This is a genomic window from Kitasatospora sp. NPDC004240, from assembly GCF_053603215.1.
Genome location: NZ_JBSGFD010000209.1, coordinates 1 through 13541 on the forward strand (window position 1 = coordinate 1; position 13541 = coordinate 13541).

The window sequence follows — 13541 nt, forward strand, 5'->3', positions numbered from 1 at the left end:
GTTGGCGGCTGCGGCGAGCTCTGCCGGCGGGGCGAAGCGCCGCTCCTCCTTGAGCAGGTTGGCCAGGCTCTCGTTGCTCAACGCGCACTCCTCATGCTGTTCTCACTGTTCCGTGCGGGAGACGTCCTCCCGGTGCCACCCCTCGATCATCGCGGCCGCCGGACGCCGCCGGGCCCGGATCGGGCAGACCTCTCGGTATCCGGGCCCTAACCTTTCGGTCCCGGACGAACCACCGGCCACGGGCCGCCGCGGCGCCGCACCGCGGGCCCCGGCCTTCGGTCCCGGACGGACGACCGGCCGCGGGCCGCCCGCGCCGGATCGCGGGCCGAAACACCGTCACCCGGCCAAACCCTTCGGTCCCGACCGTCATCCGCCGCCGGGCCGTCCACTCCTAGCGTGACCGCCGACGGGGCCGTACGACACGCCCCGCCGAGCGGCCGCACCCGTCACCTCCCGGTGCGCAGGCCGTTCACCGGGGGAGGGCGAGGAAGGGGAACGTCGGATGACGCACCGCAGGACGACGACGACTGAACGGGCCGGGCGGGCGGTCACCGACGGCCCCTCGCCGAGCCGGCCGCTGGCCGTCCTCGCGGCCGCCGGCCTCCTCCTGATCGGCGGATGCGGCGAGGGCGGCCCCGCCACCTCCGCACGGCCGGCGAACGGCACCCCGACCACGGCGGGCGCCGCCCCGAGCGCCAGGAGCGGAGTGCTCCCGGGCGGCCTCGGCGATCCGGCCACCGCGCCGACCGGCGTCCCGGTGTTCGGGCCCGACGGCCCGCGCACCCCCGTCTACGCCGGTCTGGGCACACTGAGCTCCTGCGACTCCGGACGGCGCCTGGCCGTCCTGAACGCCCCGCCGACCGACGCACCCGACGGTGCCCCCGTCGGCAGTACGGCGCCCACCGGCGCCAACGGGGAGGAGTGGCTGGTGTGGACCGAGCCGGACGGCGGCCTGGTGCTCCAGTCCCTGCTCTCCAGCGGCGCCCCCGTGCCCCGGCTGCTCACCGCGGAGCGCACCGGCACCGCCGCCCTCCGGGACGAGGCCCCCGCGGGCGGCGCCGACGCCGCGGCCCAGCGCTGGCAGCTCACCGACCGCCGGCCGCAGCCGCTCGCCACGCCGGTGGACGGCTCCGCCACCGCCGACTGCCTGCGGATCAGGACCCAGGACGGCACCGGCTGCCTGCTCGACCACGGCGCCGGGGCGCCCCTGCCGGTCGGTGACTGCTCCTCGCGCGCCGCGTGGTGGACCCCCCAGGGGATGACCGCCCCCGCCGTCGGCTGACCTCCCAGCCGTGACCGCCCACCCGGGATCGCCCACCCGGGTCCTCCCACCCGCGACCGCACGGCACGCCCCGCGGACGCCCACCCGCCCCACCTTCGCCCACCCACGACCGATCGGAGCCCCCGTGTTCCTCACCAGCCCGCCCCCGGCCGCCTCCGACGACCCGGTGGCGCTGTACGCCGTCGACCCCGCCGGCGGCGGACGGGCCGTCACCCGGCGCGACCTCGCCGAACGGCTCGACCGGGCCACCGCCGCCCTGCGCCGGCTCGGCGTACGCCCCGGCGACCGGGTCGCCCTGCGGCTGCCGCTGATCCCCGAGGCCGTGGTCGCCCTGCTGGCCTGCGCCCGGATCGGCGCCGTCGCGACCACGATCGGCCCGTCCGCGACGCCGTACCACGACCCCGCCGACGAGCTCGCCCGCAGACGCCTGCGGCGCGTCCGTCTGCTGGTGACCACCGAGGACCAGGTGCCCGACGCCTCCCCCGCGTCGCCGCCGGTCCTGGTGGTGCGGACGGACGGCGGCGGGCCCGTCCGCAGGCCGGGTGACGGCTGGTCCTGGTGGCACCGGGCCCTCGCCGTGGCGCCGGCCGGGCGGGAGCGCCCGCGCCCCGCCGGCCCCGGCACGGAGGAGCACGCGGCCGCCCTGCGGCTGGGCCTGCGCGGCCCCGCCGACGTCCACTGGTTCGCCACCGACCTGGACCGGCTGGTGCGCCACCCGCTGGCCGTCACCGGCCCGCTCGCCCTCGGAGCCGCCCAGGTGCTCTGCGCGGACCCCGCCCTCGCCGGCGACCCGGACCGGCTCCGGGAGACCCTCCTGACCTACCGGGTGACCGTGCTCCACGCCCACCCCGACGCCCTGCACGAAGTCCTGTCGCACTCCCCCGCGCCCGAACTGCGCCTCGCCGCACCGCTTCCCGGCCTCACCGACGCCCCCGCCCCCCACCACTGGTACTGGCAGCGGGACGAGCCGTCCTCCCCCTGGCAGCTGCGGCACGGCCCCAACCCCTGGTCGCCCGCGGCCCGTACGCCGGGCGCGGGGTGCGCGACCGGGATGTGACCCGGTTCACCGCGGATCCACCGGCAAAGGGTGACAGGCCGCTGTCGCGGACGGCTGCGACCGTCGACGCATGACGATCACCGATGAGGACTGCCTCGCCGAGACCCTGGCGTTCAACGAGCACTTCGAGGCCACCGCCGCGAGCCGGCCGACCCGCTCCCGCACTCCCGACCCCGACGTGCTGGCGCGGCTGCGCCGCAACGGGCTCGGGGCCGACACCCCGCCGGTGCGGCTGCCGCAGGGCCGGGACCGCGTCCTCCCCGGCGGGGTACGGGTCCGGGCCTTCGTACCCGACCGCGTCGAGGGCGTCCACCTGCACATCCACGGCGGCGGCTGGTCGTTCGGCTCCGCGGACGGCCAGGACGAGCGGCTGTGGTGGCTCGCCGTACGGGCCCGGCTGGCCGTGCTGAGCGTGGAGTACCGCCTGGCACCGGAACACCCGTTCCCCGCCGGACCGGACGACTGCGAGGCGGCCGCCCGGTGGCTGGTGGACAACGCCGCGGCCGAGTTCGGCACCCGGCGGTTGACGATCGGCGGCGAATCGGCCGGCGCCCACCTGAGCGTCCTGACCCTGCTGCGGCTGCGCGACCGGCACCGCATCACCGGTGCCTTCCGCGCGGCCAACCTGCTCTTCGGCCCGTACGACCTGTCGATGACGCCGAGCCAGCGATCATTCGGCTCCCGCAGGCTGCTGAGCGACACCGAGACGCTGCGGGGCAGTTACGAGCTCCTCAGCCCCGGCACCACGCCCGAGCGGCGCCGCGACCCGGAGCTCTCCCCGCTGTTCGCCGACCTGGCCGGCCTGCCGCCGGCCCGGATCGTCGTCGGTACCGAGGATCCGCTGCTGGACGACTCGCTCTTCCTGGCCGCCCGGTGGCGGGCCGCCGGCGCACCCGCCCACCTGGGCGTCGTCGCCGGCGCGATGCACGGCTTCACCCTGTTCCCGCTGACCGTCACCGAACGCGAACAGCGGCGTGAGCGGGACTTCCTGGCCGACGCGTGACGGTAGCGTCGCCTCCGTGAACCGCACGCCCCGACTGTACGCACTGGTGGAGGAACTGCGCGCCGCGGCGCCGCGACCCCGGACGGTCGCGGCGCTCGCCGCCCGCTTCGAGGTCAGCACCCGCACGGTGCAGCGCGACCTCCAGGCCCTGATGGAGGCCGGCGTCCCCGTCCGCGCCACCTCCGGGCGGGGCGGCGGCTGGTCGATCGACCCCGCGATGACCCTTCCCCCGATCCGCCTCACCCCCGAGGAGGCCTCGGCCCTGGTCGCCGCTCTCGCCGCGGCCGACGGCTCCGCCCCCTACGCCGGCGCGGCCCGTACGGCCTCCCAGAAGATCGCCGCCTCGATGACCGGCCCCGCCTCCACGACCGCCCGGCACCTCGCCGCACGGATCGTCGCCCTGCCCGCCCGCACCCCGGCCCCGGTCCGGGCCGCCGTGGAACAGGCCCTCACCGACGGCACCGTGCTGCGGCTGTCCTACGTCGACGCGGACGGCCGGGAGAGCCACCGCGAGGTCGAACCGGCCGGGCTGCTCACCGCCGACGGCCGCTGGTACCTCATCGCCTGGTGCCGCACCCGCCGGGCCGGCCGGGGCTTCCGTCTCGACCGCGTCACCGCGGCCACCCCCACCACCGAACCGGCCCCGCCCCGCGACCTGCCGACCCTCCTCCACGGTTCCGCCGCGGCCGACGCCACCCGCCCCGGCGCCCTGACCCCGCTCGCCCCGCCACCCTGAGGCCCCGTCCGCCCCTTCGGGAACACGCCCGGGGATGATGTCAAGGACGCTCGAAGTGCTGGAGCACCCCGCCGAGCGAGAAGCAGAGGGCGCCGGTGAGGGTGCCCCAGTTGGCGATGTCGGCGTTGACGAGGCTGCCGGTGCTGGGCCGGGTGAAGGCCGCGAGGGCCGAGATCATGAAGAGGACCGAGCCGAGCTGGTTCACGGCCACGATCCACCAGCCGAGGCTTCGGCGGCAAAAGCAGGGCCGGCCGTGGCAGATCTCGACGAAGGCGAGGTGGCCGGAGATCAGGAAGAGCACGCAGCCGATGACGTCGGGGGCCCAGATCAGCCGGTTGACCTGCTGGACGCTCAGCCCCTGCAGGAACGAGTCGAGCAGGTTGACGGCGAAGACCAGGGTGCCGGCGAACAGGACGGACGCGCTCAGCCAGTCCACCCGCTTCGGTTCGTAGCTCCACCAGCGCCAGCGGTGGGTGACCAGCCGGCCCTCACCGCCGGGCACGTGGCGGGGCGCGTTGATCACCTGGAGCAGCGAGACGTACCCGCCGGTGTTGAAGAAGAGGCCGCCGGCGAAGTAGATGGAGGCGCAGGTGGTGGCGTCGCCGGAACCGAACTGGGCGACGCCGGCGCCGGCCGCGAAGAGGGCGCCGCCGATGATGAACGCGGTGGCGGCGACGGCGTTGAGCCGGCGCAGCCGGCGCAGGGCGACCTCGTCGGCGCTGGCGTGGTGGCCGGTGCGCGCACCGGGCGGGTGGACCGCGATGAGTCCGCGCCGCCGGGCGAGCCGGGACTCCCACACGGCGGTCCCCCCGCCGGGCGGGCGCCAGGTGAGCCGGGTGGTGAACGGTCCCGCGCCTTCGGCGCGCTGCTCGGGCTGTCCCACGGCCCGAGACTAGACGTCCCGCCCACCCGCCGGCCGGGCGAAACGCCGCGGGCGGGACGGAACCGTGCACCCCCGCCTCGGCGTACCGCACCCGGCCGGGTGCCCCGAGGCCCGGCCCACGGGGCACCCGGCCCGCGGGCCGGTCAGGTCTGGCGCAGGGCCTCGGTCAGGCGGTCGGCCGCCGCCACCACGGCCTGGGAGAGGCGGGCGCCGGGGTGGCGGGTGAGCCGTTCGATCGGGCCGGAGACCGTGACCGCGGCCACCACCCGGTTGGCCGGGCCGCGGACGGGGGCCGAGACGGACGCGACCCCGAGCTCGCGCTCACCGATGGACTGCGCCCAGCCCCGGCGCCGTACGCCGCTCAGGGCGGTGGCGGTGAAGCGGGCGCCCTGCAGGCCGCGGTGGAGGCGCTCGGGCTCCTCCCAGGCGAGCAGGACCTGCGCGGCGGCGCCGACCTTCATGGGCAGGGTGACCCCCACGGGAACGGTGTCGCGCAGGCCGGAGAGCCGCTCGGCCGCGGCCACGCAGATCCGGATCTCGCCCTGCCGGCGGTAGAGCTGGGCGCTCTCCCCGGTGAGGTCGCGCAGATGGGTGAGGACCGAACCGGCCGCCGCCAGCAGCCGGTCCTCGCCCGCGGCCGCCGAGAGCTCCCCGAGCCGGGGGCCGAGGACGAACCGGCCCTCGACGTCCCTGGTGACCAGCCGGTGCTGTTCGAGCGCGACGGCGAGCCGGTGCGCGGTGGGCCGGGGCAGACCGGTGGCGGCCACGAGGCCGGCCAGGGTGGTGGGACCGGCCTCCAGGGTGCCGAGGATCGAGGTGATCTTGTCGAGCACGCCGACGCCGCTCGTGTTGTCCATGGATGGGTACTCCGTCTCAAATCCCGTGAGCAGCGCGACGGCTTCGCCCACGGAGGCTCCGCATCGGGAGCGGGGGGATGGTCAGCGAGGACGGGCCGGGGAAGTCGGCCGATTGCCTGCGCCGGGCACGAGACGAGTACGCGGAAGGGCCGGGGCGGGAAGCGCCCGGGCGAAGGACAGCACAGAGAGCACCGTGTCTCCTCATCTTTCCCGCGCCACAGTGGCGACAGGCCGGAGTTGGCACTGCCCCCGGCCGGCACGGCGCGTACTTCGGACGCCGGGTCGATCGGGGAGTTGCCGGGGCTTCGTAGGGCCGGTCCCTCCACCCCTCTGGATGATTCGCGAGGAACCATACAAGATTCCCCCGGCGGCCCGCCAAACCTCCCCGGTTCTCACACCGGACGCCGCGCCCGTCCGGCCGCCGCCACGCCCGTCACCCGGGACCGTTCAGGCGGGTGAGACGGCGACTCCCAGGGAGTCGGCCCCCAGCGCCTTCGGGGCGCCCTTCTCGTAGAACACGTCGAGATCGGTGATGACGAAGCCCGCCCCGGTCAGCATCTCGGCGACCGGCCGGGTCAGGTGGCAGCCGCCGAGGAGCCGCTGCTCCAGCGGGTCGAGCCGTCGCTGCCAGCGCCGTACGGCCTCGTCGCCCTCCGGGGCCAGGCCGTGCTCGACGAAGTGCAGCGTCCCGCCGGGCCGCAGGACGCGCCGCACCTCACGCAGCGCCGCCCCGGCGTCCGGGACGGTGCACAGCGTCCAGGTCGACAGCGCCGCGTCGAAACTGTGGTCCGGGAACGGCAGCACCTGACCGTCCAGGCCCCCGCGCTCCACCCGCACCGGGGTCGCCGCCACCCGTTCGGCCGCCAGTCGCCAGCCCACCTCGGAGGGGTCCACCGCGGTCACCCGGGTCACGGCCGCGGGATAGAACGGGACGTTCAGCCCCGAGCCGAACCCGATCTCCAGGACATCGCCCTCCAGGCCCTCGCAGACCCTCCGTCGCAGGTGCGCGGCCTCCTTCGTCCCGCAGGCGACGTTGACGATCCGCGGCACGACCTGATCGGCGTAGAACCCCATCACGACCTCCAGCCCTCAGGGCCAGTCTGGCACCGGCCCCGACGACCCTCCTGTCTCCCGCCACCCGATCTCCCGCCCCCGGTCGCCGGCGGCTCGATGTCCGGCTACTCGATGTCCGGCCATTCGTCGAGGGGCCAGGCCATCGGGACCTCCGGCTGCAGGAACTGCTCGGCCCAGATGATCTTGCCTGTGGGGGTGTAGCGGACGCCCCAGCGTTCGGCGAGCCGGGCGACCAGGAACAGCCCGCGGCCGCCCTCGTCGTCGGCGACCGCGTAGCGCAGGTGCGGGGCGGTGCTGCTGGTGTCCGAGACCTCGCAGATCAGCGTGCGGTCGTACAGCATCCGCACCGTGATCGGACCGCTCGCGTAGCGGATCGCGTTGGTCACCAGCTCGCTGAGCACCAGCTCGGTGACGAAGCCCGCCTCCTCCAGGCCCCACTCGGCGAGCTGCCGGGTGGCCTGAGCACGGGCCTGCGCCACGGCCGCGGGCGTCGGGGCCACCTCCCACTCCGCGGTCCGGTCGGGCGCCAGCACGCGGGTACGGGCGACGAGGAGGGCGATGTCATCGGTCTGGCGGGCGGGCAGCAGGGTGCCTAGCACGGCCTCGCAGACCTCCTGGGGCGACCGGCCGGGGTGGGCCAGGGAGGCGGAGAGCACGTCCAGGCCGATGCCGATGTCGCGGGTGCGGTCCTCGACGAGGCCGTCGGTGTAGAGGACCAGGCTGCTGCCCGGCGGCAGCCGCACCTCCGCGGCCTCGAAGGGCATGCCGCCCAGGCCGAGCGGCGGACCGGCCGGGAGGTCGAGGAACCCGGCCGCGCCGTCCGGTTGGACGACGGCCGGCGGCGGATGCCCCGCCCGGGCCATGACGCAGGTGGCGGCGGTGGGGTCGTAGATGGCGTAGAGGCAGGTGGCGCCGGTGATCGCGGGCGTCCCGTCGACCGCGGCCGTCTCCTGGTCGATGTGGGTGACCAGTTCGTCCAGGTGCCCGAGGAGCTCGTCCGGCGGCAGGTCGAGCGAGGAGAAGTTCTGGACCGCGGTGCGCAGCCGGCCCATGGTCGCGGCCGCGTGCAGGCCGTGGCCGACCACGTCGCCGACGACGAGGGCCACCCGGGTGCCCGGCAGCGGGATCACGTCGAACCAGTCACCGCCGACGCCCGCCTGCGCCGGCAGGTAGCGGTAGGCGATGTCGAGGGCGCTCTGCTCGGGCAACGCGCGCGGCAACAGGCTGTGCTGCAGGGTGACGGCCATCGTGTGCTCGCGCGTGAAGCGGCGGGCGTTGTCGATGGACACGGCGGCCCGGGCGGCCAGCTCCTCGGCCAGCGACAGGTCGTCCTCCTCGAACGGGCCCCGGTCCCGGCTGCGCCAGAAGCAGGCGACGCCCATCAGCACGCCCCGCGCGGTCAGCGGGACGGCGATCAGCGACGCCAGTCCGAACTCCACCACCGCCTGCGTCCGCTCGGCGTCCTGCGTCCGCCACCCGGCGTCGGTCGCCACCTCGGGTACGAGCGCGGAGTGCCCGGTCGCGAAGCCCGCCGCCTGCGGGGTCCTCCCGGCCCACCTGACCAGTTCCCCCGGCGGGTAGAGCGGCGAATCCGCCCGCGGGCCGGTGACCGCCACCCGCTCCAGCTCCACCGGGGCGCCGGCCGCCAGGGTCGGCGGCTCCTCGCCCCGCAGGACCTCCTCGGCGAGGTCGACCGTGGCGTAGTCGCAGAAGTCCCGGGAGGCCATCCCGGCGAGCTCCTCCGCGGTGCGCCGGACGTCCAGGGTGGTGCCGATGGCGACGCTCGCGTCGTACAGCAGTCTCAGCCGGCCGCGGGCGACCTCCGCCTTGCCCGCGAGGGCGAGCAGCTCGGTGGAGTCGCGCAGGGTGGTGACACTGCCCGGGGGGCCTCCCGCGCTGTCGGTGGGGCGGTTGTTGACGGCCAGCAGCAGGTCTCCGACGGGGAGCACCTCATCGGTGACCGCGCGGCCGGAGACCAGCAGCTCGGTCGTGGCGGGGGCCAGGCCCAGCTCGGTGACCGGGCGCCCCTCGGCGTCCGGGGGCAGGTCGAGCAGTCGGCGCGCCTCGTCGTTGGCGAGCAGGACCCGGCCGTCGCCGCCGACGATGGCCACGCCCTCGCGGACCGCGTGCAGCACCGCGTCGTGGTGCTCGTACATCCGGGTCATCTCCTCCGGCCCCAGGCCGTGGGTCTGCCGCAGGAGACGTCTGCCCACCAGCGCCGTACCGGTCGTGGCCAGGCCGAGCGCGACGGCGCCGGCGCCCAGGACCACCGGCAGCTGGCGGTCGAACGCGCTGCTCACGTTCGCGACCTTCATCCCGGACGACACGATGCCCACGACCTGGCCCTGGGCGTCCTCGACCGGCACCACCACCTGGTACTCCTCGCCGAGCGGGCCGTTCACCTGCTCGACGGTGACCTTGCCCTCCAACGACGGCCCGATGGTGCCGACGAACGTCTTGCCGATCTGCTCCGGCTGGGGGTGGGTGTAGCGGATGCCGTCGCGGTCGGTCACCACGATGAAGTCGACGTTGGCGTCCTTGCGGGCCGCCTCGGTCAGCGGCTGGAGCACCGAGCTGGGATCCGGGCCCCGCATCGTCTCCACCAGCCCGGGGCTGTGGGCGAAGGCCTCGGCCGCGGCGAGCGAGCGGTCACGTGCCGCGGCGTACCGATCGCTGCGGGACTGGATCAGCAGCGCCACGACCGCCGCCACCACGAGCAGCAGCACGATCACCACCTGCAGGACGAACATCTGACCGGCGACGCTGTGGATGTTCAGCACCGACCGCAGGGGCGGCGCCGACGGCTCCCCCCGGGCCGGGGTCGGGGGCCGCCGCCCGCGGCGGCGGCCCCATCGACGCAGGTGCGACCACGAAGAGGAGCCTGTGTCTCTGCCCATACCCCCATGGTCCCGCCCCCGGCCCGGGCAGCACGGGCACCACGGCCGGTGCGCCCCCGTTCACCCTCCGATCACCAGGGGTTCCGCCCTCACCTCCCGGTGGAGGCCCGTCCGACCACCCCGGGCAGGCTCGCCTGCCACCCGCAGCGGCCGGAGTACGCGGCCGCACCGACGGTCACGTCCCGGATCCGGGCGCGGCCGCCGCGCAACCCGGAGGCGCTCACGCCGACGCGGGCCCGGCCCGCAGGGCCGTACGGCAGGGCGGGCGGCGGGGCGCCATGGGGCTCGTTCCGGTAGGCGTCGGGTCGGCTCCGCAGGCTACTGACCGGGAGACGGGTATCCGGCGCGGCACGCACCCGCCGTTCGGGGGAATCCGGCGGCATCCGCCAGCCGCCGCTCCCGGAGGCTTCGCGGCGCTTCCCGCGGGGCGTCGTCGTGGATCGCGTCGAGCCGGACGGCGGGCCTCCCTCACCCGCCGGCCGGCCGCCCGGTCACGGCCGGTCCGCGGGCGGCGCCAGGCCCGCGGTGCGCGCGGCGACGCGCGCCTGAACGGTGAAGAGGCGGTCCCGCGCCTCCTGGTCGAGGGCGTCGAAGTGACCGTACGCCTCAAGGGTGACGAAGCCGTGCACGGTGGCCCAGGCCAGCAGCATCGCCTCCTCGGCGTCGGGCACCGGCGGGCTGCCGAGCCGGCCGCGCTCGGCCGTGTCCGCGACGAGCTCGACCAGGTGCTCCATCGCCCGCCGGCCGGCCGCCACGGTCGGGCCCTCCGGCGGGGCCGCGTACCCGGGCACCGGGGATCCGAAGATGAGGGCGAAGCGCTCCGGATTCCGCTGCGCCCACGTGCGGTAGCCCGCGCAGGTGGACAGGAAGCGACCGTCCAGATCGTCCGGCGACACGGTGTCCCGGGTCGCCGTCAGCGCGCCCGACAGGCTGTCGTACGAGTCGGCGACCAGCGCGGTCAGCAGCTCGTCCCGGTCGGTGAAGTAGCGGTACAACGCGGGCGGGGTCATCCCCAGGCGCCGGGCGATGTCGGTGAAGCGCAGGTTCGCGCTGCCGTGCTCGGCGATCAGGTCCAGGGCCGCCTGCTTGATCTCCTCCACGGTGGCGGCCCGCGCCCGCTCACGACGGCTCAGTCCTGCACCCACCTCGTTCGACCCACCCGTCATTGCGATCTCCATCGGCTCCGTGCGGCAGTCACGACATTGACAAGCCGTACCCATCGAAGGGAACGTTACGCTCCATAAAAAGAGTTACGAAGCATAACGCTTCGCCGGGGCGAAGCCCCTCACGACGTACGGAGGACCTCATGTCCCAGGGAGTGCGCGGCGATCGGCGGATCGCCGCCGGGGACGCCGGGCCGCACAGACCCGGCCCGCTCGGCCGCATAGCCGGCTGGAGCTTTCGGAACCGGGGCCGCACGGTCCTGCTGTGGCTGCTCGCCGCCGGCGTGGCCCTCGGCCTCTCGGCCGGCCTCGGCGCGAAGTACAGCGCGGACTACACCGCGCCCGGCTCGGACTCCAAGCAGGCCCAGCAACTGCTGGCACGGGACTTCCCCGGGCTGGGCGGCGAGACGATCAGCCTGGTGCTGACCTCCGACGGCGGCGTGACCGACACCGCCACCCGCGACCGGGCCAAGAGCCTGCTCGCCGAGATGGCCGAGGTGCCGCACGTCAGCGGCATCGACGACCCGTACGGTCCGCGCGGCAAGGTGTCGGCCGACGGCCGCACCGCCCTGGGACAGATCCACCTCGACGTCGCCAACGCTCCCGACATGCCCAAGGCGGACACCCAACGGCTGCTCGACCTCGCCCGTCCGGCCGACGGCGGACTGCGCGTGCACCTCGGGGGCATGGCGGTCCAGCAGGCCGAGCAGGGCGCGATCGGCTCGGAGGGCATCGGCCTGGCGGCCGCCACCCTGATCCTGGTGATCACGTTCGGCTCGGTCGTGGCCGCCGGCCTGCCGCTGCTCACCGCGCTCGGCGGCCTCGCGGTGAGCGCCACCCTGCTGCCGGTCCTCGCCGCGGTCATGCCGGTACCGGACTGGTCGACCTCGCTCGCCGCGATGCTCGGCATCGGCGTCGGCATCGACTACGCGCTGCTCCTGGTCACCCGGTTCCGCGAATGGCGCGCCGAGGGACTGGCGCCCGAGGCCGCCACGGTCGCCGCACTGGACACCGCCGGCCGCGCGGTCGTGGTCGCCGGGCTGACCGTGGTGGTCAGCATGCTCGGGCTGTTCGCGATGGGCCTGTCGTTCATGCGCGGCGCCGCGGTCTCGGCCATCCTCTCCGTGCTCGTCGTGATCGCCGCGTCCGCCACCCTCTTCCCCGCCCTGCTCGGCTACCTCGGACGGCACATCGAGCGCCTGCGGCTGCCGCTGCCCCGGCGCCGCGTCGCGCATGCCGAGGACACGGTGTCCGCCGGCTGGCTGCGCTGGAGCAGGCTGGTCGAGCGCCACCGCGTCCTCGGCGCCGTCACCGGGGTCGTCGTGCTGCTGGCCCTGGCGGCGCCGTTCCTCGGCGTGCGATTCGGCTTCCCCGACGCGGGCAACGACCCCGCCGGGCGCTCCAACCGCATGGCGTACGACGCGGTGGCCACCGGGTTCGGGCCGGGCAGCAACGGGCCGCTGGTCCTGGTCGCCGAACTGTCCGCGGGTGCCCCCGCCGACGTGGCGACCATCTTGCCCACCGCGCTGCGGGCGGCGCCCGGCGTCTCGGCCGTCACCCCTCCGGTGCCCGGCTCCGACGGCCGCTCGCTGCTGCTGACCGTCATTCCGGACAGCGGTCCGCAGAGCACGGCGACCAAGGCCCTGGTCCGCGACCTCCGCGAGCACGTCATCCCCGCCGCCACCGGCCCCGGCGTCCAGGTACACGTCGGCGGGACGACCGCCAGCGCGATCGACAGCACCGACAACATCGCCCGCCGCATCCCGCTGCTCGTCGGCGGCGTGGTCACGGTGTCGATGCTCCTGCTGCTCGTGGCCTTCCGCAGTCTGGCCGTCGCACTCAAGGCCGCCGTGATGAACCTGCTCTCGGTCGGGGCCGCGTACGGCGTGGTCGCCCTCGTCCTGCAGGGCGGCACCGCCGGCCGGCTGATCGGCATCGACAATCCCACCCCGCTGCCCGCCTTCGTCCCCGTGCTGACCTTCGCCGTCCTGTTCGGCCTCTCGATGGACTACGAGGTGTTCCTGGTCAGTCGGATGCGTGAGGCCTGGCTGCGCTCGGGCGACAACGCGGAGTCCATCGTCAGCGGGCTGGCGGGCACCGCCCGGGTGATCACCGCGGCGGCGGCCATCATGGTCGCCGTGTTCGCGGCCTTCGTCCCGTCCCCCGACCTGCCCATCAAGGTGATCGGGGTCGGCATGGGGTCGGCCATCCTGATCGACGCCACACTGGTCCGGCTGCTGCTGGTACCGGCCATGATGCACCTCCTCGGGCGCGGCAACTGGTGGCTGCCGTCCTGGCTGGACCGCCGGCTGCCGCATCTCCACGTCGAGGGGCACACCGAGTTCTACCGGCCGACGGCCACCGCCCCGGCGCCCCGCACCCCCGCGGTGGTCGGCTAACCGGGTACGGGCCTCCGGCCCTGCTCGTCGCGCGAGCGGTCGGGCAGGGCCGGAGGCCCTCCGGTTTTCCCGTGGTTTTCCCGGGAAATGCGAGCAACCCCGCCCGGGTGCCCCGGGCGGGGTTGCTCTGAATGATTGTTCGGCGGCGTCCTACTCTCCCACAGGGTCCCCCCTGCAGTACCATCGGCGC

10 protein-coding genes and 1 riboswitch are annotated in these 13541 nt (G+C 75.3%); of the genes, 5 read left to right on the top strand and 5 right to left on the bottom strand.

All coding sequences use genetic code 11. The features are described 5' to 3' along the window. Positions 1-502 precede the first annotated feature (502 nt). The 4 genes from ACWEQL_RS35340 to ACWEQL_RS35355 all read left to right on the top strand — a co-directional run bounded on the left by ACWEQL_RS35340 (position 503) and on the right by ACWEQL_RS35355 (position 4078). Entirely contained in the window at positions 503-1282 is a 780-nt protein-coding gene (locus ACWEQL_RS35340) for a hypothetical protein (RefSeq protein ID WP_452154485.1), read from the top strand. A gap of 124 nt (positions 1283-1406) precedes the next feature. After that, on the top strand, positions 1407-2339 hold the full coding sequence (locus ACWEQL_RS35345; protein WP_452154486.1) for an AMP-binding protein: 933 nt from the start codon (positions 1407-1409) through the stop codon (positions 2337-2339). A gap of 70 nt (positions 2340-2409) precedes the next feature. Beyond that, positions 2410-3342 carry an alpha/beta hydrolase gene (locus tag ACWEQL_RS35350; protein WP_452154487.1) on the top strand — a complete coding sequence of 311 codons (933 nt, stop codon included), beginning with the start codon at positions 2410-2412 and terminating at the stop codon, positions 3340-3342. Between the two features lie 16 nt (positions 3343-3358). Then, complete coding sequence (locus tag ACWEQL_RS35355; protein WP_452154488.1) at positions 3359-4078, top strand: helix-turn-helix transcriptional regulator; 720 nt, start codon at positions 3359-3361, stop codon at positions 4076-4078. Positions 4079-4118: 40 nt separating this feature from the next. On the opposite strand, the gene ACWEQL_RS35360 is transcribed toward ACWEQL_RS35355, so the two are convergent. The 5 genes from ACWEQL_RS35360 to ACWEQL_RS35380 all read right to left on the bottom strand — a co-directional run bounded on the left by ACWEQL_RS35360 (position 4119) and on the right by ACWEQL_RS35380 (position 10967). Continuing rightward, positions 4119-4961, bottom strand: a complete 843-nt coding sequence (locus ACWEQL_RS35360; RefSeq protein WP_452154489.1) for a hypothetical protein — start codon at positions 4959-4961, stop codon at positions 4119-4121. Positions 4962-5104: 143 nt separating this feature from the next. Continuing rightward, positions 5105-5818: an IclR family transcriptional regulator gene (locus ACWEQL_RS35365; protein ID WP_452154490.1), complete on the bottom strand. Its 714-nt coding sequence runs from the start codon at positions 5816-5818 to the stop codon at positions 5105-5107. A 198-nt stretch (positions 5819-6016) separates the two neighbouring features. Continuing rightward, positions 6017-6159: riboswitch (SAM riboswitch) on the bottom strand. A 106-nt stretch (positions 6160-6265) separates the two neighbouring features. Next, positions 6266-6892, bottom strand: coding sequence for a class I SAM-dependent methyltransferase (locus tag ACWEQL_RS35370; protein ID WP_452154491.1), 627 nt, complete (start codon positions 6890-6892; stop codon positions 6266-6268). 104 nt (positions 6893-6996) lie between these two features. After that, positions 6997-9642 (bottom strand): SpoIIE family protein phosphatase, encoded by a 2646-nt coding sequence (locus tag ACWEQL_RS35375; protein ID WP_452154494.1) that lies wholly within the window; start codon positions 9640-9642, stop codon positions 6997-6999. Between the two features lie 638 nt (positions 9643-10280). Beyond that, positions 10281-10967 (bottom strand): TetR/AcrR family transcriptional regulator, encoded by a 687-nt coding sequence (locus tag ACWEQL_RS35380; protein WP_452154492.1) that lies wholly within the window; start codon positions 10965-10967, stop codon positions 10281-10283. A gap of 128 nt (positions 10968-11095) precedes the next feature. On the opposite strand from ACWEQL_RS35380, the gene ACWEQL_RS35385 reads away from it, so the two are divergent. Then, positions 11096-13351, top strand: coding sequence for an MMPL family transporter (locus tag ACWEQL_RS35385; protein WP_452154493.1), 2256 nt, complete (start codon positions 11096-11098; stop codon positions 13349-13351). Positions 13352-13541: the final 190 nt, after the last annotated feature.